This window comes from Chitinimonas sp. BJB300 (assembly GCF_002735695.1).
GTDB lineage: Bacteria > Pseudomonadota > Gammaproteobacteria > Burkholderiales > Chitinimonadaceae > Chitinimonas.
Map to the genome: position 1 here is coordinate 1 of NZ_PDZH01000064.1, position 20,148 is coordinate 20,148.

Consider the following 20,148-nt stretch of genomic DNA (forward strand, 5'->3'; position numbering starts at 1 on the left):
CTGCCACGACCTTACAGACCTGCATCGTCCATCTGATCCGGAACAGCCTTGACTATGCAAATTGGAAGGATCGCAAGCCATTGGCAGCTGCGATTCGGCCGATCTACACCGCGCCAAGCGCAGAGGCAGCACAGGCCGAGTTGGATGCATTTGCTGAGGGCCCTTGGGGTCAGAAGTTCCCGACGGTCAGTGCTGCATGGCGTAATGCCTGGGATCGCGTCATCCCATTCTTCGCGTTTCCACCCGAAGTACGCAAAGTGATCTACACGACAAATGCCATCGAGAACATCAACGCCCAGCTACGGAAGATCATCAAGACCCGAGGGCATTTCCCATCCGACGAGGCCGCTACGAAGCTCATCTGGCTGGCGTTGCGCAATATCACCGCTGATTGGAGTCGTGCCGCTAAGGATTGGAAGACGGCGATGAACCAATTCGCTATTCTTTACGCGGACCGGTTTATTCGGCCATCCGTGTGAATCTCAAACCCGCCCTGAACACGGAAATCCTGACACCCCCGGCGAACACCGCTACAGACGTTGAACGATGGTAAATCACTGTGGAAGGAGAAAGTAGAAGACCTGAACTGATCTGACAATCGGGCACCGTCAAAACGGGCAACTGTCAGATCAAGTCTGAACTTCTACAATTTAGCACCAAATACTTTCTGCAGTAACTTACTTGCCTGCCCCATTGGGTCGGCGCGTATATTTTTTTCCTCATTGGCAATTATCTGAAACAAGCCGTCTACGGTTTTACGTGTGACATAGGCGTCCAGATTTGCATCTTCTGTGTTAATTAAGCCTAGCTTGGCTGCCCGATCTGCATAGGCATTGTATTTTTCGGCCAACTTTACGTTGGCGGTAGATTTTTTGACGATAGGCAAAAACTTCTCGGTAATGGCTGTACCGCTGCTACGACGGAAGTACTCGGTTGCTGCGAATTCATTGCCGCTTAGGATGCCCTTTGCGTCTTGTAAACTCATGTTCTTGATCGAGTTGACCAGAATGGGCTTAGCCTCTTGCACTGCACTTTCGGCTGCACGATTCATTGCCGTGACTAGCTCATCAGCTTTCTGACCCATTCCCAATTGGCGCAGCATTTTCTCTACTTGTTTCAAGTTATCAGGTAAGGGGATTCTGACCTGTTCATTACCGAGAAAGCCATCAGTCCGGCTCAATTGGCTGATGGCTTTATTGGCAGATGTCGTCAGCGCTTCTTTCAGACCGCTGGATGCATCCTTGCCGCTCAATTGCTCAAGGTTGATTGCCAAAGCGTTTAGGTTGAATAAGAGAGACAGCGTGAGAATAGAGAGTCGGCGTAACATGGTTATCTCGTTTAGTAGGGAGTATTTAGGTAGTTTGTACTGTAGGTATAGTGTGAAGTCGATGATATTCGTTCAGTTCAAAGAAAAGGCCGACATCAACGTCGGCCTTTTCTTTGGGTGGATGGGCTTACTTGCTTTTGATCCAGCCAACAATGCTATCCAATGCGGCTGATAAGCCATCTGGGTTGGTACCGCCAGCCATGGCCATATCGGGCCGCCCGCCGCCCTTTCCACCAACTTGTTGGGCAACAAAGTTTACAAGTTCGCCGGCTTTGAGCTTGCTGGTTAAGTCGGGCGTAACACCCGCTACCAGCGCCACTTTGCCGTCTGCTACCGATGCCAAAACGATGGCAGCGCTACCCAGCTTATCCTTCAATTTGTCGACCATCTCGCGCAGGGCGTTGCTGTCAGCACCTTCTACGGTGGCAGCCAACATTTTGACGCCGTCTACTTCGATGACTTGATCCTGCAAGCTGTTGCCAGCATTGGCCGCCAGTTTACCCTTGAGTTTGGCCAGTTCTTTTTCCAGGGACTTCTGTTCAGCCTGTATTTTTTCTAGCATGCCAATCAGGTCGCCAGGTTGGGCACCGACCAGTTGCGTTGCCGCCTTGACCTCATGCTCTAGGCGTTGTACATAAGCTAACGCGCCAGCACCGGTGACAGCTTCTACGCGGCGAATGCCCGCGGCAACACCACCTTCGGTAACAATCTTGAAGAAACCGATATCGCCGGTACGGTGCACATGGGTACCACCACATAATTCGGTAGAGAAGTTGCCCATCTTCAAGACACGAACTTCATCACCATACTTTTCCCCAAACAGCGCCATCGCACCAGATTTCAGTGCCTCATCCTGCTTCATGATGGTTGCAGTCACGGCATAATTTTGTGCGATGACATGGTTGACTACGGATTCGATCTTGGCAATTTCCTCAGGCGTAACTGCATGGGTATGAGCAAAGTCAAAACGGGTACGCTCGTGATTCACCAGTGACCCTTTCTGCTGCACATGGGTCCCTAACACCTCTCGCAAAGCAGAATGCAGTAGGTGAGTAGCAGAGTGGTTCCGTGCTGTAGCCAATCGTCTGTGCAGGTCGATAGTGGCTGTAACGGCATCCCCGAGGCGTAGGGTGCCGCGTACCAATCTGCCTTGGTGGCCGAATACGGCAGCTTTAACCTTTTGGGTGTCTGCTACATCAAACAAGGCGTCAATACCGCCAGTAGCGATGATCTTGCCGCTGTCGCCAACTTGCCCGCCACCCTCGGCATAGAAGGCGGTATTGTCGAGCACGATCACACCGTCTTCACCAGCTTGTAGGGCTTCGACTGCTGCCCCGCCCTTATACAGCGCTAGCACCCGGGCTTCACAGCTATTGCTGGCATAGCCCTCAAAAATGGTGTCATTACCGTTGTATTCCACATTGGCGGCAGCATTGAATTTACCTGCTGCACGTCCGCGTTCTTGTTCTTCGGTCAGATCACGTTCGTAGCCAGCCATATCCAATTGAAGTTCGCGCTCACGGCAGATATCTGCTGTCAGATCAATTGGAAAGCCATAGGTACTATGCAATGTGAATGCAGTTTTGCCATCCAATGTCTTCTTGCCGCCTTCCAAGGATTTTTCCAGCAGTGACATACCAATGTCGAGTGTGCGGGCGAATTGTTCTTCCTCGGCACATAAGGCGGCGGTAATGCGGTTTTTTCCCTCAATAAGTTGTGGGTAGGCATCACCCATCAGCAAAGCCAGGTCGTTCACCAGCTTGTGGAAGAACAAGCCTTTCTGGCCCAGCTTATAGCCATGGCGCACGGCACGGCGAACGATGCGGCGCAATACATAACCACGGCCTTCGTTTGAAGGAATTACGCCATCTGCGACCAAAAAGGCGCAGGCACGGATATGGTCAGCAATAACCTTCAATGAAGGTTGGTCCTGGCTGTAGGCCACGCCGGTTTCGCGCGCGGCAGCTTTGACCAGGCTGGCCAGGATGTCGGTCTCGTAATTGGATTTGACGTTCTGAAGTACAGTAGAAAGGCGTTCCAAGCCCATACCTGTATCTACTGAAGGTTTGGGCAGGGGATGCAATACACCGGTCTCGTCACGGTTGAATTGCATAAACACGTTGTTCCAAATCTCCATGTAGCGGTCACCGTCTTCATCGGGACTTCCTGGAGGGCCACCAGCTACATCAGGGCCATGGTCGTAGAAAATTTCACTGCATGGGCCACAGGGACCTGTATCGCCCATGGTCCAGAAATTATCGCTTGCATAGGGGGCACCTTTGTTGTCGCCAATGCGGATGATCTTTTCGGCAGGTAAGCCCACTTGCTTGTGCCAGATATCATAAGCCTCATCGTCAGAGGCATACACGGTGACCATCAGCTTGTCTTTGGGAAGATTCAGCCATTGTGGGCTGGTCAGAAATTCCCAAGCATAGGTGATGGCATCACGCTTGAAATAGTCGCCGAAACTAAAGTTGCCCAGCATCTCGAAAAAGGTGTGGTGGCGAGCGGTATAGCCGACGTTTTCCAAATCGTTGTGCTTGCCACCTGCCCGCAGGCATTTCTGGCTGGTGGTGGCGCGGGTATAGCCGCGTTTTTCAAAGCCGAGGAAGACATCCTTGAACTGCACCATGCCGGCCACGGTGAACATGATGGTCGGATCGTTGCCCGGTACGAGTGGGCTGGAGGCGACGATCTGATGGTCCTTGCTTTCAAAGAAGCTGAGGAATTTTTGGCGGATTTCTGCAGTGCGCATGACGAGGATGATCCGTGCGGGAAGTCGAAAAATAGCCGTCAATTATGCCCGAAACTACCGCCTTGGCGGAGGTGGCCGTATGGTGACGTACCGTATGTACTTGTTTTGCATCCGCCAGCATGGGCTGGGTAAATGGTGTCAATATTAAAAAAGCCGGCCACTGGCCGGCTTGAGTACAAACGCTAAATTGTTTACTGCAGCATCTTCCAAAGAAAGCTGAACTCGAGCGCAGTCATGTCTGCCTTTTGGCTATTGTCGGCAGCCCCTGCATGTCCGCCTTCGATGTTCTCGTAATACCAAGCATTCTTGATACCGATACCCTGCATCTTTGCCATCATCTTGCGGGCATGTCCGGGGTGGACTCGATCATCACGTGTTGAGGTTGTAAACAATACATTTGGGTACTTTGTGCCTGTTTCTATGTTGTGATAAGGCGAGAACTTACGAATGTAATTCCATTCAGCCGGGATATCGGGATTACCATATTCGCCTACCCATGATGCACCGGCCAGAAGTTGGTTATAGCGGCGCATATCCAGCAGGGGTACTTGGCAAACGACAGCGCCAAACAAATCGGGACGTTGGGTCAACATTACCCCCATCAAAAGGCCGCCATTGCTGCCGCCCATGATGCCAAGTTTTTTAGGCTGGGTTACTTTGCGCGTGATCAGGTCTTCAGCCACAGCGGTAAAGTCGTCATAAGCTTTCTGGCGATGTTGTTTTAACGCAGCCTGATGCCAACGTGGACCAAATTCGCCTCCGCCACGAATATTGGCTACTACATATACCCCACCTTTTTCGAGCCAGGCTTTACCGGCCCCTGCCGAATACCAGGGCGTTAGGCTTACTTCAAAGCCGCCATAGCCATAGAGCAGGGTAGGGTTGTTGCCATCGAGTTTCAGATCACGGTCTTTGACGATGAAGTAAGGTATTTGGGTACCGTCCTTGGACTTGGCTTCGTATTGTGCAATCTCGAAACGGCTGGCGTCGAAGAACGCAGGGCGCTGTTTGAGTAACTCGTGCTGATCACTGCCGGCCTGGCCTAAATAGAGGGAGTCGGGCGTGAGGAAGTCGACATGGGTGAGGAAATACTCATCCGAACTATCTTCATCTATGCCGCTTACGCCCAAACTGCCAAAGGCAGGGGCACCAACTTCTCGCGATGTCCACTTGCCCTCATTGAACCGCCATTCTGTGATTCGGCCCTTGACCTTGTCCAAGCTGCTGAGCAAGACATAATTCTGGGTAAAACTGACGCCATCGCGTTCCAATGCGGTGGTGGGGCTGGGGGTAAACAGCGCAGTGAATTGACGTTGCCCACCTTGGAATGCGTTGAAATCAGTCGCAAGCAAGCTGCCTGCTTGCCATGTCTGGCCACCTATACGCCAGGGTTTGCGTAGATGAATCAGCATCTGGGGGCCAAAAAAGCTTACCTTGGCGCTATCCGGCACACTAATCCGGCTAAGTTTGTCACCTTCTCGCAGCCAGGTTTCGCTGGTGTAGAAGGTTACGCCACGCTCTACAAGTTCATACCGATAGCCTGTACGTTCCGATACATGGGCAGAAACCGACATATCGGTCTTTTGGCCGTCAAACACGGTTTTTGCGACAGATAAAGGGGTGCCGCGCTGCCAAAGCTTAACGACTCGTGGATAGCCAGCATCGGTTTGTGACCCTGGGCCGAAGTTGGTGCCGACGAATAGGGCATCGGCGCTTTGCCAATTGACGTCACTCTTGGCCTCGGGCAAGTTGAAGCCATCCTTCACAAACGACTTGCTGGTTACATCGAACTCACGTACGACGACAGCATCAGCGCCACCACGGGATAGTTCAATCAGGCAGCGATCATAGGTGGGGTAGCGACAGTTACTATTTTTGAAGACCCAGTTTTCGTTTTCATCCTGGGCCAGCGCGTCTAGATCAAGCACTGTTTCCCACTTCGGTTCAGCTGTCTTATAGCTCGCTAGGTCGGTTCGGCGCCAAACACCACGTGGATGCTCTGCATCACGCCAGAAGTTGTAATAGTACTCACCGAGTTTGTTGACATAAGGAATACGGGTTTTGGCGTTCAGTATGTCCAGAATCTGACTACGCAGTACGGGGTAGTCGGGTTCTTGCTCCAACATGCCGTGGCTGATCGCGTTTTGAGCCTTGACCCATTCAAGCGAGTTTGCTCCGCCTACATCCTCCAGCCACTGGTATGCATCAGTCGGTCGGGCGGCCTGTGTCGTAAGCGCAATACCGGACAGAGCCAGCGATAGTATTTGTTTCTTCATGTGTCTCCCTTTTTGTACATGGAGGGCTGCTCTTTACTGCGCCGTTTGTGGTGAGTAAAGTGCCATCGCTTTAAAAATCCAGGCAGATGAGGATAGGGAAACGCGTGCTGCGATGCCATTTTCTGCGACGGGCTGCACTAGAGTGTTCTGAATGGGAAACACTGATTGTGAATCAGCACCTACTGCCGCTTGTGCTCTGTGCCTTAGCGCTGGGCAGATTGCGTCAGTAGTAGCTGAAACTCGGTCTTAAACCTGTCTACGATTTGTTGCGAGCAGTCGTCAGCGGGCTGAAGCGCAGCGCAGAAACCGGAATGTACTTTTGTACATGAGGATTTCGAGCAGCACAAGAGCTCTGATCACGGCTGCGCAGTAAGTTCGTAAACAGGTTTTTACAGGATACCAATGGTACTTAAGCGTGATCGCTGACCTTAAGGCAGGGGCGTAACAGCCATGCTAGCAGTAAGCCGATAAGGCAGCCGGCGCTGTTGGCCAACATATCGAGTGGGTCGAAGCTGCGGTAAGGCGTGAGGGCTTGTAGGCATTCAATAATTACGCCGAGGGCGCTACCGGTAAGGAAGACCAGCCAAGGGCGCTTCGGCAGATTGAGTGACCACCAGGCGCTTAGCAATGCGTAGCCGAGCAGATGCGCAATTTTGTCGCTGTTGGGGGCTTCGGGTATGGGTGGGTTTGGCATCAGCGAGCCGACCAAAATGGCGGCAATCAACATAATGCCGCCCAACAGGCCCAGCCTGCGGGGGATCAAGAGTATTTTATTCATCGTCTTGCACCGAGAGCACCCGGCGTATTGTGTCGTAAGAAAAGCCGCGGCTTTGTAGGAAGCGCACTTGGCGAGCATGCTCGTTGGCATTGTGTGGCAATGTTTGAAACTTCTTTTGCCAGACAGTTTTTGCCCGAGTCAGTTCACTTTCTTCTGCAGGTATCTCGACCAATGCGCTGCGGATAACGTCATCGGAAATACCGCGTTCCCGTAGTTCGTTTTCCAGCCGGTATTGTCCAAATCGGTTGATGTAGGCTGCGATATAGGCGCTGGCGAAGCGTACATCGGATAGCCAGCCCGCCTCTTCCAATTCATCCAGCAGGTTGTCCAGCTCCGCCACGTCTGTATCGGCTGGCCGGCTTAGTTTTTGGCGCAGTTCTTGGCGTGAATGCTCGCGCCGGGTCAATAGCGCCAAGGCTTTGTCACGCAGTGTGTCGATATTGGGCATGGAGTATGAGAGATAAAAACGCCACCCGTACAGGGTGGCGTTCGGGCTAGTGAACATTCCGATTTCTGCGCTTCACCCCACTGTACGATTGCTCGCCATAGATCGTCAGCAGGTTACTAGGCCTCTTCCGACATTACCTCTATGTCGTTTGGCTTGGGTTCATTACCGACGGGTAGCGGTGCATTGATACCGACGGCGGCGCGAATCTTGGCTTCGATTTCCCGAGCGATGGCTGGGTTTTCGCGGAGGTATTCACGCGCATTGTCCTTGCCTTGGCCAATCTTATTACCCTGGTAGGCATACCATGCACCGGATTTATCAACCAACTTATGTTGAACACCCAATTCCACGATCTCACCTTCGCGTGAGATGCCTTGGCCGTACAGGATGTCGAAGTGAGCTTCGCGGAACGGTGGTGCAACTTTGTTTTTTACTATCTTGACGCGGGTTTCATTGCCGACCACTTCTTCACCCTTCTTAATACCCCCGATACGGCGGATATCCAGGCGAACGGAGGCGTAGAATTTGAGTGCATTGCCCCCTGTTGTGGTTTCGGGGCTGCCGAACATCACACCGATTTTCATGCGGATCTGGTTGATGAAAATCACCAGGGTGTTGGTACGCTTGATGTTGGCTGTGAGTTTGCGCAGCGCTTGTGACATCAGGCGGGCTTGCAGGCCGACATGGCTATCACCCATTTCGCCTTCAATTTCGGCCTTGGGCACCAATGCTGCCACCGAGTCGATGACGATAATGTCTACGCCGCCAGAGCGGACCAACATATCGGCGATTTCAAGGCCTTGCTCGCCTGTATCGGGCTGGGAGATCAGCATGTCGCCAACATTGACACCGAGCTTGCCTGCATAGACTGGGTCGAGTGCATTTTCAGCATCGATATAGGCGGCTACGCCACCCAGCTTCTGCATTTCGGCAACAGCTTGCAGGCATAAGGTTGTTTTGCCTGATGACTCTGGGCCATAGATTTCGACAACACGGCCCCGTGGTAAGCCACCCACACCAAGAGCGAGGTCCAAGCCCAGCGAGCCGGTCGATACGACCTGCAGATCGTTCTCGATCTGGCCCGAGCCCATCTTCATGATGGAACCTTTACCAAATTGCTTTTCAATCTGCGCCAGCGCAGCGGCCAGAGCCTTACTCTTGTTGTCGTCCATGTTTCAGTTTCCTTGGCATTTGGAGAACGTTCGTTCTCTAATTCGGGTCGAGCGGACTATAGCACAAGCATTTATGCTGTGAAGTATCTGCACGACCCTATTGCGGGAAATTTCGATGTGTTTATTTACAATCAAACACTTAGCTTGTCCCATTTTCTGCTTGGCGTGGGAGGGTGAAGTAAAAAATGGCGCCTTGTCCCTGTGTGCTCTTAGTCCATATCCGACCGTGGTGACGGTTGATGATACGTTGGACAATGGCCAGCCCCACACCGTTGCCTTCGAATTCCTGTGCATTATGCAGACGCTGGAATGCGCCAAACAATTTGTCGGCGTAGGTCATATCGAAGCCGGCGCCGTTATCCGACACATAGAAGGCGTTTTGACCATCAATATGGGTAGCACCGAATTTGATCTCGGCATTGGCGGTTTTGGCGGTGAACTTCCAGGCATTGGACAGTAAGTTCTGTAAGGCAACGCGAATCAGCTTGGGGTCAGCCTCGGTAACCAGGTTGGGCATGATACTGAGGGCGACCTGGCGTTTGGGTTCGCTGCTTTCCAGCTCTTGCAGGATATCAATGGCGATCTCTGAAAGATTGACCGGCTGGGTCTTGATCTCGCTCCGGGTGAGTTTGGACAGATTGAGCAGGTCGTCAATCAGGTTGGACATGTTCTGGGTGGCACGGCGAATACGCGCCAGGTACTGCCGGCCAGCGTCGTCGAGCTTGTCCGCATAGTCTTCCAGCAGCACTTGCGAGAACCCATCAACACTACGCAACGGCGCGCGCAAGTCATGTGAGACTGAATAGGAGAAAGCTTCAAGTTCTTTATTCGCCGCAGCCAACGCCTTGGTGCGTTGCTCGACCAGTTCTTCCAGGTGATTGCGGTAGTGGTTCAGCTCGATTTCCGTCGTCTTACGTGCCGAGATGTCGATCAGGTAGCCCTGCAGATGGCGTTCGCCTGCATCGTCCGGAATGACCGTGGCGATCAGCATGACCCAGACTTGTCGGCTATCGTTGCCCAGCAAACGGCATTCGAATTCGATAGGCCGGTCGATATCTTGGGCTTCGGTAAAGAGCTTATAGGCTAGATGGCGATCGTCCTGATGCAGATAGCTGCTCAGGAAGCCTTCGCTGTACCAGATGTGCAGTGGGTAACCGAGCAGTACTTCGGCCTGCGGCCCGACATAGGTAAAGCGCCATTCAGCCGGGTTGGCTTCCCAGGGGACAACGTTGGTGGATTCGACTAGGCGGCGATAGCGGTCTTCGCTGGCGCGGAGCGCTTGTTCGATCTGGCGTCGCTGCTGGATATCGGCTTCCAGTTCGTGGTTTTTACTTTCCAGTTCGCCAAACAGGCTGTGCAAAGATTGTCGGGTAATTTCCAAACTTTGGCCCAGTTTGCCGATCTCATCCTGACGCTTCCATTCAAACGGCGTGGACAGCTCACGCTTTGCCAGACGGATCGATTCCGCCATCAAGCGTTGCAATGGATTCAGCACACGGCTTTGCAGCAACAGCAGGATCAGCGCGGGGCTGATAGCCAGCTGGATGGCGGCGGTGATGATGGAGTAAAGCTGATACTGGTGGATGGAATCCAAGGCTGCACCGTCGTGCATTTCGACGGTTACCTTACCAATCACATTGCCTTGCTTTCTGACGTCCCGCGGGATGATGCGGAGCTTGCCTTGGCGTCGTTCCGGCTGATTCCGCTCCAGAAAGGTACCCAGTGTGGCATCTTGTACGCTGACACGCACAATGCGCGTGTCACTCATGACTGAATCGAGCAATGGCTTACCGGTATCAGGCGACAGATTCCACAGCGGCTCCTGCATACCGAGAACGAGAATGTCGGTAATTCGCTTATGGTCTTCATCCAGATTCTTGAGCAGCGCGTTTTCTTGCCGCTGTATGCTCAGAAGGTTGATGAAAATGCTGGGCACCATAAGCCCGGTCAGAATCGCCAGGATGACGGCGGTACGCAGGGTTAATGTCATTGGAAAGCGTATCCCTGTGATTTTTGTTGGATAATTGCCGCTGAGTGCTATCTGCCTATTATTAGGCTCAGTCGTAAGCGATGCAAACGGCATTGTGGTGAAAAGGAGAAGTACTTGCGTGTCCTGATCCTGGGAGCCGGCATTACCGGCGTCAGTTCAGCCTGGTTTTTGCGTGAAGCAGGCTTTGAAGTAACGGTGTTGGATCGGCAACCAGAAGCCGCATTGGAGACCAGTTTTGCCAATGGCGGTCAGATTTCTGTATCCCAATCCGAGCCCTGGGCGAACCCCGACGCGCCTTTGCAAGTACTCAAATGGCTCTGGCATGAAGATTCACCCCTGTTGTTTCGACCTCGCTTCGATCTGCGCCAGTGGAACTGGGGCGCGCGGTTCCTGCGTGAGTGCCTCCCAAGTCATCATGTACACAATACGATCCAGATGGTTAATCTGGGCCTATATAGTCGTACCACGTTGCAACGATTGCGCGCCAGTGCGGGCATCCAGTATGACCATTCCACGCGGGGTATTTTACAAATATTCTTTGATCAGCATACGTTTGATGCTGCGGCCGAAGCATCGGCGCTCATGCGTCAATACCACTGCCACCGGGAGGCCATCCCCCGGGAGCGGGCGGTGGAGCTGGAGCCTGCGTTAGGGGCGCTGGGCTCGCGCTTGGTGGGTGCCACCTGGGCGGAGGATGATGAATCTGGTGATGCATATCTATTCACGCAGGGATTGGCCAAGTTGGCGGCCGATAAGGGAGTGGAATTCCGTTTCAATACCTGTATCCGGGAGCTGTTGTCCGACGGTGGCAAGATCACCGGTGTGAGGGTGCGTACCTGCGAAGGGCGAGACGAGGTGCTGAAAGCGGATACCTATCTGCTTTGCATGGGCAGCTACAGCCCATTGATGGCGGCCAAGGTAGGTCTCAATTTGCCTATCTACCCCACCAAAGGCTATTCCGCGACCATGTCGGTTGAGGGGTATGAAGGCGTACCCAACATCAGCATTACCGATAGTGCGATGAAGATGGTCTTCACCCGGCTTGGTGATCGGATGCGGATTGCCGGTACAGCAGAGCTTGATGGCTATAACACTGAGCTCAATCCAGTGCGTTGCCAGGCGTTGATACGGCGTTATTTCGAGATATTCCCCAATTCGGGTGACCCCAATTCTGTGAAGTTCTGGGCGGGTTTGCGTCCATCCACCCCTTCGAACGTGCCTTTGATCGGTCGTTCGCGCCTACCCAATCTTTATCTCAATACAGGCCATGGCACCTTGGGGTGGACCGAAGGCCCTGGGTCGGGCAGGGCGGTGGCGGAATTGATTGCGGGGCATAAACCGGAGCTGGATTTTGATTTTCTGGTCTAGATATCAACAAGAAAGAGAACAGAATGAATGCTGAAAAAAGCCGGCTTTTTTAGAACCCGTCTATGGTCTCGCGAGCTAGGGCAAGATAAGGCGAAAACAGCCGAGGAAGCGGCGTTTACAAGTGGTAAATGCGCATTCCAAGGACGTTTTCAACGCCATATTGCGGACGCGTAGCAGACTTTAGACAGGTTCTTAGCGCCGTTCTTTCGTGTAAATCAGATACCTTGCCTAGGCATTAAGCCAAGCGTGCCGGGCCGCCACCTTGATGGTATCGGCATCATCTCGCTTCAAACCAATGCTGTCGGTAGGTGCTGCTTCCAGCTTGAGTTTGAATTGCATCAGTTCGTCGCGGCGAAAAGCCAGCACGTCCAACTTGTCGCCAGGTTTGGCTGCAGCTAAGGCCGCCTCCAGGTTGGCGGGTGTGGCTTTCAGGCCACTGATGGCGACCAATACGTCACCAGCGCTCAGGCCGGTGTGCTGTGCCGGGCCATCATTGAAGACATGAGTCAGCTTTACCAGTGCACCATCGCTGCTGGTTCGCGCCCCAAGCCAGACACCAGCCGGTTTGCCTTTGTCGAGCCACCCGCCCTTATCTCCAGGGCCCACTTGGGTACGTGCCTGCCACTGGATGCCGACTGTAGCCAGCATATCGGCCAATGGCAGGGCTTCGGTGCTGCGTAGAAAGCGATCGAACAGCGGTTTGAGGTCGAGCCCCGTCACTTCGCTCGCGATGGCTTCCCAAGCGTTTTCTGGTACACCAACCGCTTTACCGGCATAGAAATCGCGGCCATAGCGTTGCCACAAAGCCAGCATGACATCATCCAGGCTGCGCTTGCCCAGGGTTTCGTGGCGGATATGCAGGTCAAGGCATAAACCAGCCAATGCGCCCTTGGTGTAGTAGCTGATGCCGCTGTTCGGGCTGTTTTCGTCCTGGCGATAGTATTTGACCCAGGTATCGAAGCTGGACTCTGCCAAGGTTTGCACCTCCCGGCCCGGCGTGCGCATGACGCCAGTGATGGTCTGTGACAGCAGTTCCAGATAGCTGTCGGCATCGATCAGGCCGGCGCGAACCAAGGTCAGGTCGTCGTAGTAGCTTGTCAGCCCCTCAAAGGCCCACAGCAGCCGGGAATAGGCTTCGCATCCGGCAGGGTAGGGCGCATAGGCGGCGGGTTTGATGCGCTTTACGTTCCAACTGTGAAAGTACTCATGCGAAATCAGACCCAGATATTGGCGATAGCCATGCTTCAGGCTGGTTTCCCCCTCCTTGGGCAGGTCGTCACGTGCGCACATCAGGGCCGTAGAGGCCCGGTGTTCCAGCCCGCCATACCCCTCGCCGCTGACAAAGGTCATGAAGACATAGCGCTCGAACGGCGCCGGCTCGCCAAACATCCGAATCTGGTGTTCGCAGATTTTCTTGGTGTCACGCGCGAGGCGCTTGGAGTCGATCTTGGGCAAGCGGCCGGCCAGCACAATGTCGTGCGGTACGCCACAGGCTTTGAATTGGATAAGCGCGAAGTCGCCGATTTCAACCGGGTGGTCGATCAGCTCATCGTAATTGCCGGCGCGGTAGCTGCCGAAGGCATAAGGCTTGGCCTTGTGCGGCGGCAGGCTGGTGGCGACGCGCCATTCACGGTAAGCCTTGCCGCTGGGTGCGACAATGTCGACCTCGACCGGCTGGTCCTGTTGCCCATCGACAGCCAGAAAGACGCTGCTGCCATTGAAAAAGGCGCGCGTCTGGTCGAGGTAGGCGGTACGCACCGACAAATCGTAGCCATACACGGTATAGCGGACCGTCACGGCCCCCTGCGCAGGAGATAGCCGCCAGTGATTCTTATCGGTTTTTTCGATGGCAATTTCGTCCCGCTCGTCTTCCGCGCGGATGCTGACGATGTGTTTGGCGAACTCACGTATCAGGTAAGAGCCCGGAATCCAGACCGGCAGACTCAAGGTTTGGCCGGCAGGATTGGGAGCGCTGATATGCAGGCGGACTTCAAACAGATGGGCTTCGGGCGAAGCGGCAGAAATGCGGTAGTGAATGGCGGGCTTCATCGCAGCACTCGATGGCAGGAAAGTCGCGCAGTCTACGCCGCTGCTTTGGCAAGCAAAAGCCCCGCACGGGGCGGGGCCGCTATCACTTGAAATAGTGTGTCTAACTCAGTGTGACAGCCGCAACATCCTTTTGCACCGTCGCCACGACTGTGTTGGCGACGATGGTGCTTGGTGCGCTGGTGCCGACCAGTTTGTTGACCTGCCTGAACTCACAGGTCAGCGTGCTGGGTGTGAGGGTTACCACGGCGTAGCCCTGTGCATCGGTATTGGCCAGCTTCAACCAGGGATTGCTGTTCAGACTTGCCAACGCTTGGGCCAGTGGTAGAAGCTGGCTGGTGAATCCGGCGTCGGCTTGCAAGCCAGTCAGTACCATGGTCGTGGTGGCGTCGAGCTGTGCTTCGGGCACGCCCTTGCCACCCAAGGCACTGCGCAATGACACACGTAGGCTTTCCGCCAGAGTGGCGGCGGTGACGGTGCTTTTGCGCAGGGTATGGTCCAGCAGGTTCATGTTAAGCGTTAGCGTACCCAGGCCGGCGACAGGCACGCTGAGTGGATAGAACACCAAAGTGGCCAGGCTGCTCGAAACACCGGAGACAGCGTCCTTCAAATAGTTGAAGAACGAATCCGAGCTCACCCCTGCGGTGACCAGATCCACCATGACAGGCACACTGGCGCTGCCGGCATCGTAGTCGTTGTGCACTGCGCCAACATAGAAGGCGTGGATATCACCCGTCAGCGCCACCACATTCTGGATGTGGTTGCTGCTCAGGTGTGTCATCAGCGCCTTGCGTTCGGCATTGAAGCCATCCCACTGGTCGGCATTGAGCAAGAACTTGGTGAAGAAAGGAGTCAGGCTGGTTCGCATGCCGGCAGGCACAAAAGCAGAGGCTTGTTTCTTGGCGACAATGTCTGCCTGGATGGCGGCGAAAACGGCATTGGCACCCGTCTGGCCGGTCAGTCCTTCGGCAATACGCAATGCACCGGCCTGCTGCTGTTGTGCGGCGGTTGCCCCGGCGCTCGCAGCAGTTTTTACGACATCGAATACGCCGACCGCCAAGCCTGCCTGCTGCGCGCTAAGTCCCGCACCGATAGCAGCGGCGTGCTTGTCACTGCTTGTGGCGTCGGCTGTTGCAATGGTGACAGCCCCTGCTGCTGCAATCGTATTGTTCGCGCCAGCCGCGACCGCGGCGACAATGGCGGCGGCAACAACCTGATTGCCGCCTATGGTCGTGGCCGTCGTGGCGATATTGTCTGCCATTGTCGGGATGACATTGAGCGCAACCAGCATCGCAATCGCCTGATTACCATCAACCCCCATCCTGAGCAACGTAACCTCGTTGCCCCACAGCTTCCAGGTGGCGGGTGAGCCTTGCATGGTCTTTTTCCACCAGTCGCGCTGGGTTTTGCCCAGAATGGAAACATGCGCCAGTTCATCACCTTGTGCTCGGCCACTGGCCATCTTCAGGGTTTCGACGAGGCTCAGTGTGTCTTGCGGCACGAGATAGCGGCTGCCAATACGGCCAAGTGCGGTGCCTGTAGCAGGGTTGATGCTGGCTTCGGGAATAAGGTGGTCGCTGCGGTACAGGCGTTCATCGGTCATGACCAGATGGGCCAGCTTGCCGAATTGCAGCTCGCGATAAATGCGGATATTGAAGATGCCCTCGTCCTGGCTGCTGCTGAAGTAGATGTCGGCCGGCATGAATTCATACCAGGCCCGGCTGGCACTACGGCGGCGGTTTGGCTGGTGTTCATTGTCGCCACCAGCAACGCTGGCAACGCCATTGCTGTAGGTTTGGGCATCGTTCCAGCAGTCGTCGCTGAATTCGTGGTCATCCCATACCGCAATAAATGCAAAGCGCTCGTGCACGGCTTGCAAGCGGCTATCAGTGCGGTATTTCTTGTACAGGTAGCGGTAATCGGCCAGGGAGGTGGCGTATTTGGCTCCGCTGGCGCCCTCCTTGAATGTGCCATCGGGCAATTGCAGCGCATCGTGCCGGCTTTCTACGGCCCCAAGTTGGAATGCTTCACCCACGGTCTCATAGATGTAATCGCCAAGGTGGACGATGAAGTCCAGATTGTCGTTGGCTGCGATATGCGCGTAGGCCCCCCAGTGATTGATGCTCCAATCCTGGCAGCTGAGGAAGGCGAACTTGAGTTGATCTATATCGGCATCTTTTGCAGGCGCGGTTTTGAAGCGGCCGACATTGGAAACGGAATCACCCGCAATGAACTGGTAGTAATAGGTTTTACCCGGCGCCAACCCCGTTACCTTGTGGCGAACGGTATGGTCGAATTCCGCAAAGACGGGCAGGGTGGTGTCGAGCACCAGTCCGCCGGCAAGCGCCGTTTTGCCGCCTAGTGCTGCGGTGTGGTCTGCCTCGCTGATTTGCAGGCGTATCGAGAAATCAGCTTGGTTGTTGCTGGCAACCGGGTCTGTATTGGCGAGTATAACTCGGGTCCAGAGCATGATGCCGTCGGGGCGGGGGTCACCCGAGGCGATGCTTTGTGGGAACTGCCAGTCCTCACCTCTGGCGGCCTCTGGGCTTGTGGTGGCATTGTCACTGCTGCTGTTACAGCCAAACAAGCCCAGGCCGGCTACCGAGGCCGTGATAAAGCCACCCGCCTTTAAAAACTGTCTTCTATCCATGCCTTGTCTCTCTCATATTTTTTTGGTGACCAATGCCGCCTGGTTGGCGCCATGTCAGTCAAGCGCATGCTTTTGCTGCGCTTGCGCCAACTCTACCTTTTTGCCATGTCAGGCGCATTTCAAGTGTTGTCTTTGTGTTGAATAGAGGTGTTGCGAGGACGGGGCGAGTGCCCCTGTTTGCCGGGCCTGTAGGTTGTCTTTACTGGGCTGGATATCAGCCCGTAGACAAGTGGCTTGGCTTTTTCCAGCTGTTGTGCAAATCAGACAGCGGAGGGTAGGGGGTTGACGGCGGATATGAATAACCGCGAGGCGTGGGGTACAGGCGTTATGCCATGTAAGAACCTGTCTAAAGTCTGCTGCGCGTCGGCAATATGGCGTTGAAAATACCCTCGGAATGCTCATTTACGCTATGTAAACTCCGCTTCCTCAACTGTTTCGGCCTTAGCTTGTCTTAGCTCGCGAGACTTTAGACAGGTTCTAAAAAGCCGCTTAGCGCGGCCTGGATTTATTCATCTTGCTTGCGTTCGAAGTAATGCAGTTGGCGTCGCCATTTTTTGGTTGGGCGGCCACGTATATCGGGGTGGTTGAACACCGGCGCGAGTTTCTGGGCCTGCCTTCTTGCTTCGCGCGCCTGCTGGCTGGCGTCCGTTTCGGTGTAAAGCAGATGGGCCTCACTGGCGGGGCCGCGGCGGTCGTCCAGCTTTAAAATGGTTACGATAAACTCACCGCTTGGGCTGAGAATACGCAGCCTGTCGCCCACTTTTACATTGCGTGCCGGTTTGGCACGTTCGTCATTGAGGTGGACATGGCCGGCGTCGATGGATGTGCTGGCAAGGCTGCGTGTCTTGAAGAAGCGCGCAGCCCATAGCCATTTATCCAACCTTATCGGGTTGATGGGTCTTAGTTGTTCGTCCATTCGCCGCCCTGATCGGGATTGAAGCGTAACGTCTCGCCACGTGTAGCGCTGCTGGCCGAACCAATGAGCCATAGGAAGGCGGGTGTCATATCGACGGGCAAAGGCAGCGCATCCATGTTTTCAGCGGGGTGGGTTTTGGTGCGGAAAGGTGTACGCACGGGACCGGGTACCAGCAGGTTGACGCGTGGCATAGGCGCTTTGTCCCATTCATCTGCCGAAATGGCGGCCAGTGCCGCCTGACCTGCCCGGCTGGCGGCAAAGCCACCCCAATAGGCTTTGGCATCGAAGGCATGCTGTTCGCCTACGAAGACGATGCTGGCATCTTCAGCGCGTTTGAGCAAAGGCAGACAGCTGCGGTTGATGGCAAACGGGGCTGCCACGTTGACGCGGTACATATCCACCCACTCCTCCAACTTCTGATTGACCAGCGGTGAGAGATGGTTGAATCCGTTGGCACAATGGACAATACCGTCCAGTCGATCGAATTCCTTCCAGATGAGGTTAGCGAGGTTGACGCAGTCCTGGTCAGTCATCTTGGCCATATCCAGGGGGATGGCTGCCGGCCGCGGGCTACCGGCAGCCTCGATGGCGTCGTAGACTTTGCCGAGTTTCTTCTCATTGCGGCCGACCAAAACCACTGTGGCGCCATGGGCGGCGAAGGCCATCGCTGCTGCTTCGCCTAAGCCTTGGCCGGCCCCGGTCACCAGAATGACGCGGTCTTTCAGGTAATCGGCGGGGGCATTGAAATTTTGCCAGGGCTGCATGTCAGGGTTTCCCATGAAGTACGACAAAGTGGAGAAGCGGTAAAAAATCCGGAGTGCAGTTTAACACGCGGTGGTTTTGGGCTTTTGATCTGCCCGACGCTCTTGCAAGCAACCGCTTGAAGCACAAAGTGTTTAGATAGGCCCGGTTCGGCCCCACCATCTTATTTATGTAAAAGGAAAGTAGAACGCATGATGAAAAAAGTTATCAAAACCGACGCAGACTGGCGTGCCCAGCTGAGTGAAACGCAATACCGTGTTACCCGGCATGCGCATACCGAGCCCCCATTCAGTGGCATCTATTGGGATACCACCACGCCAGGCACCTATAACTGCATCTGTTGCGGTACGCCGTTGTTTGTTTCGGATACCAAGTTTGATGCAGGCTGTGGCTGGCCCAGCTTTTGGCAAGCGTTGCCCGGGGTAGTGAACGAGCGGCAGGATACGGCCCACGGCATGGTACGCACCGAGATTCTCTGCGCCGTTTGCGATGCGCATCTGGGCCATGTATTTCCCGACGGCCCTGGCCCTGACGGACTGCGTTATTGCGTGAATTCAGCTTCTATCAACCTGGATGCCAAGGCAAAGTAAGCGGCGCAATTGGTTATCCAACGTTAAAATCGCAGCTAAATCGATTCTTCAAGGACTCCTCATGTATATCGTGGTTACCGGCGCGGCCGGATTTATCGGCTCGAATCTCGTGAAGGCGCTGAATGCGCGCGGGATCAGCGACATCATCGCGGTCGACAATTTGAAAAAGGGGGAAAAGTTCAAGAATCTGGTTGATTGCGAGATCACGCATTACATCGATAAATCCGATTTTATCGAGCAGCTTGATGCCGGTGATTTTGATGGTGATATCCAGGCTGTGTTGCACCAGGGTGCATGTTCCGACACGATGGAGCAGGATGGCCAGTACATGATGGACAACAACTATCAGTATTCTTTGGCTTTGCTCGATTATTGCCAGATCGAGGAAATCCCGTTCATCTACGCTTCCAGTGCGTCGGTGTATGGTGCCGGCAAGGTGTTCCACGAGTCGCGCGCAAGCGAAGGGCCGCTGAATGTCTACGGCTACTCCAAATTCCTGTTCGACCAGATTGTTCGCCGTCGTTGGGACGAGTTGACTGCGCAGGTGGTGGGGTTGCGGTACTTCAATGTTTACGGCCAACGCGAAGAACATAAAGCCCGTATGGCTTCGGTGGCATACCATCACTTTCATCAGTATCGCGAGCACGGCAAGGTGAAACTGTTTGCCGGTTGTGATGGCTATGCCGATGGCGAGCAGCGCCGGGATTTCATCTCGGTGGAAGACGTGGTGCGGGTTAATCTGCACTTTCTGGATCATCCCAAGCAATCGGGTATCTTCAACCTAGGCACGGGAAAGGCGCAGAGCTTTAACGAACTCGCCGCAGCCAATGTGAATGCCTGTCGCCGCCAAGAGGGCAAGTCGCCGTTATCACTGCCGGAACTGGTGTCCCAAGGCATCATCGAATACATCCCCTTCCCGCAAGCGCTGGTCGGTAAATACCAAAGCTATACCGAGGCGAATATCACCAAGCTGCGCGCGACAGGCTATGACCATGCTTTCCTGACCGTGGAAGAGGGCGTCAGCCGTTATATCGACTGGCTGTATGCTCAACGCTGATTGCCGTTGTCTT

At 54.5% G+C, this 20,148-nt stretch carries 15 protein-coding genes; 4 read left to right on the plus strand and 11 right to left on the minus strand.

What is annotated here, in order from left to right:
- The coding region (locus CSQ89_RS12255; RefSeq protein ID WP_143747072.1) for a transposase at nucleotides 1–479 on the plus strand (479 nt) is incomplete at its 5' end.
- A gap of 164 nt (nucleotides 480–643) precedes the next feature.
- Here the strand turns inward: CSQ89_RS12255 and CSQ89_RS12260 are convergent.
- From CSQ89_RS12260 to CSQ89_RS12290, 7 genes are all read right to left on the minus strand, one after another.
- Nucleotides 644–1,252, minus strand: a complete 609-nt coding sequence (locus tag CSQ89_RS12260) for a DUF4197 domain-containing protein (protein WP_199065478.1) — start codon at nucleotides 1,250–1,252, stop codon at nucleotides 644–646.
- Between the two features lie 202 nt (nucleotides 1,253–1,454).
- Nucleotides 1,455–4,082, minus strand: coding sequence for an alanine--tRNA ligase (gene alaS, locus CSQ89_RS12265; RefSeq protein ID WP_099406443.1), 2,628 nt, complete (start codon nucleotides 4,080–4,082; stop codon nucleotides 1,455–1,457).
- Nucleotides 4,083–4,273: 191 nt separating this feature from the next.
- Nucleotides 4,274–6,358 (minus strand): prolyl oligopeptidase family serine peptidase, encoded by a 2,085-nt coding sequence (locus CSQ89_RS12270; protein ID WP_099406444.1) that lies wholly within the window; start codon nucleotides 6,356–6,358, stop codon nucleotides 4,274–4,276.
- A gap of 409 nt (nucleotides 6,359–6,767) precedes the next feature.
- On the minus strand, nucleotides 6,768–7,136 hold the full coding sequence (locus CSQ89_RS12275; RefSeq protein WP_099406445.1) for a VanZ family protein: 369 nt from the start codon (nucleotides 7,134–7,136) through the stop codon (nucleotides 6,768–6,770).
- Entirely contained in the window at nucleotides 7,129–7,641 is a 513-nt protein-coding gene (gene recX, locus CSQ89_RS12280; RefSeq protein WP_199065481.1) for a recombination regulator RecX, read from the minus strand. Before recX ends, CSQ89_RS12275 begins: the two co-directional genes overlap by 8 nt.
- A gap of 59 nt (nucleotides 7,642–7,700) precedes the next feature.
- Complete coding sequence (recA, locus tag CSQ89_RS12285; protein WP_099406447.1) at nucleotides 7,701–8,756, minus strand: recombinase RecA; 1,056 nt, start codon at nucleotides 8,754–8,756, stop codon at nucleotides 7,701–7,703.
- Nucleotides 8,757–8,895: 139 nt separating this feature from the next.
- Nucleotides 8,896–10,746 carry a sensor histidine kinase gene (locus tag CSQ89_RS12290; protein WP_158228985.1) on the minus strand — a complete coding sequence of 617 codons (1,851 nt, stop codon included), beginning with the start codon at nucleotides 10,744–10,746 and terminating at the stop codon, nucleotides 8,896–8,898.
- A gap of 114 nt (nucleotides 10,747–10,860) precedes the next feature.
- On the opposite strand from CSQ89_RS12290, the gene CSQ89_RS12295 reads away from it, so the two are divergent.
- Nucleotides 10,861–12,114 carry a D-amino acid dehydrogenase gene (locus tag CSQ89_RS12295; protein WP_099406449.1) on the plus strand — a complete coding sequence of 418 codons (1,254 nt, stop codon included), beginning with the start codon at nucleotides 10,861–10,863 and terminating at the stop codon, nucleotides 12,112–12,114.
- 228 nt (nucleotides 12,115–12,342) lie between these two features.
- Here CSQ89_RS12295 and CSQ89_RS12300 read toward each other — a convergent pair whose 3' ends face one another.
- The 4 genes from CSQ89_RS12300 to CSQ89_RS12315 all read right to left on the minus strand — a co-directional run bounded on the left by CSQ89_RS12300 (nucleotide 12,343) and on the right by CSQ89_RS12315 (nucleotide 18,490).
- A complete protein-coding gene (locus tag CSQ89_RS12300; RefSeq protein ID WP_099406450.1) occupies nucleotides 12,343–14,163 on the minus strand; it encodes a M61 family metallopeptidase in 1,821 nt (606 codons plus the stop codon).
- 100 nt (nucleotides 14,164–14,263) lie between these two features.
- The gene (locus CSQ89_RS12305; RefSeq protein ID WP_099406451.1) at nucleotides 14,264–16,810 is read right to left on the minus strand and encodes an alkaline phosphatase D family protein; all 2,547 of its coding nucleotides are present in this window, start codon (nucleotides 16,808–16,810) and stop codon (nucleotides 14,264–14,266) included.
- Nucleotides 16,811–17,315: 505 nt separating this feature from the next.
- On the minus strand, nucleotides 17,316–17,726 hold the full coding sequence (locus CSQ89_RS12310; protein ID WP_099406452.1) for an RNA-binding S4 domain-containing protein: 411 nt from the start codon (nucleotides 17,724–17,726) through the stop codon (nucleotides 17,316–17,318).
- The gene (locus CSQ89_RS12315) at nucleotides 17,711–18,490 is read right to left on the minus strand and encodes an SDR family NAD(P)-dependent oxidoreductase (protein ID WP_099406453.1); all 780 of its coding nucleotides are present in this window, start codon (nucleotides 18,488–18,490) and stop codon (nucleotides 17,711–17,713) included. Before CSQ89_RS12315 ends, CSQ89_RS12310 begins: the two co-directional genes overlap by 16 nt.
- Before the next feature lie 189 nt (nucleotides 18,491–18,679).
- Here CSQ89_RS12315 and msrB point away from each other — a divergent pair, with 189 nt between their 5' ends.
- A complete protein-coding gene (msrB, locus tag CSQ89_RS12320) occupies nucleotides 18,680–19,078 on the plus strand; it encodes a peptide-methionine (R)-S-oxide reductase MsrB (RefSeq protein ID WP_308418146.1) in 399 nt (132 codons plus the stop codon).
- 61 nt (nucleotides 19,079–19,139) lie between these two features.
- Nucleotides 19,140–20,135 carry an ADP-glyceromanno-heptose 6-epimerase gene (rfaD, locus tag CSQ89_RS12325; RefSeq protein WP_099406454.1) on the plus strand — a complete coding sequence of 332 codons (996 nt, stop codon included), beginning with the start codon at nucleotides 19,140–19,142 and terminating at the stop codon, nucleotides 20,133–20,135.
- Nucleotides 20,136–20,148 lie beyond the last annotated feature (13 nt).

Bases quoted from the DNA above. Each gene is read 5' to 3' on its own strand.
- rfaD (WP_099406454.1), top strand. From the start codon at position 19,140: ATGTATATCGTGGTTACCGGCGCGGCCGGATTTATCGGCTCGAATCTC.
- CSQ89_RS12270 (WP_099406444.1), bottom strand. From the start codon at position 6,358: ATGAAGAAACAAATACTATCGCTGGCTCTGTCCGGTATTGCGCTTACG.
- CSQ89_RS12290 (WP_158228985.1), bottom strand. From the start codon at position 10,746: ATGACATTAACCCTGCGTACCGCCGTCATCCTGGCGATTCTGACCGGG.
- CSQ89_RS12275 (WP_099406445.1), bottom strand. From the start codon at position 7,136: ATGAATAAAATACTCTTGATCCCCCGCAGGCTGGGCCTGTTGGGCGGC.
- recA (WP_099406447.1), bottom strand. From the start codon at position 8,756: ATGGACGACAACAAGAGTAAGGCTCTGGCCGCTGCGCTGGCGCAGATT.
- CSQ89_RS12305 (WP_099406451.1), bottom strand. From the start codon at position 16,810: ATGGATAGAAGACAGTTTTTAAAGGCGGGTGGCTTTATCACGGCCTCG.
- CSQ89_RS12310 (WP_099406452.1), bottom strand. From the start codon at position 17,726: ATGGACGAACAACTAAGACCCATCAACCCGATAAGGTTGGATAAATGG.
- CSQ89_RS12300 (WP_099406450.1), bottom strand. From the start codon at position 14,163: ATGAAGCCCGCCATTCACTACCGCATTTCTGCCGCTTCGCCCGAAGCC.
- CSQ89_RS12315 (WP_099406453.1), bottom strand. From the start codon at position 18,490: ATGCAGCCCTGGCAAAATTTCAATGCCCCCGCCGATTACCTGAAAGAC.
- alaS (WP_099406443.1), bottom strand. From the start codon at position 4,082: ATGCGCACTGCAGAAATCCGCCAAAAATTCCTCAGCTTCTTTGAAAGC.
- msrB (WP_308418146.1), top strand. From the start codon at position 18,680: ATGATGAAAAAAGTTATCAAAACCGACGCAGACTGGCGTGCCCAGCTG.
- recX (WP_199065481.1), bottom strand. From the start codon at position 7,641: ATGTTCACTAGCCCGAACGCCACCCTGTACGGGTGGCGTTTTTATCTC.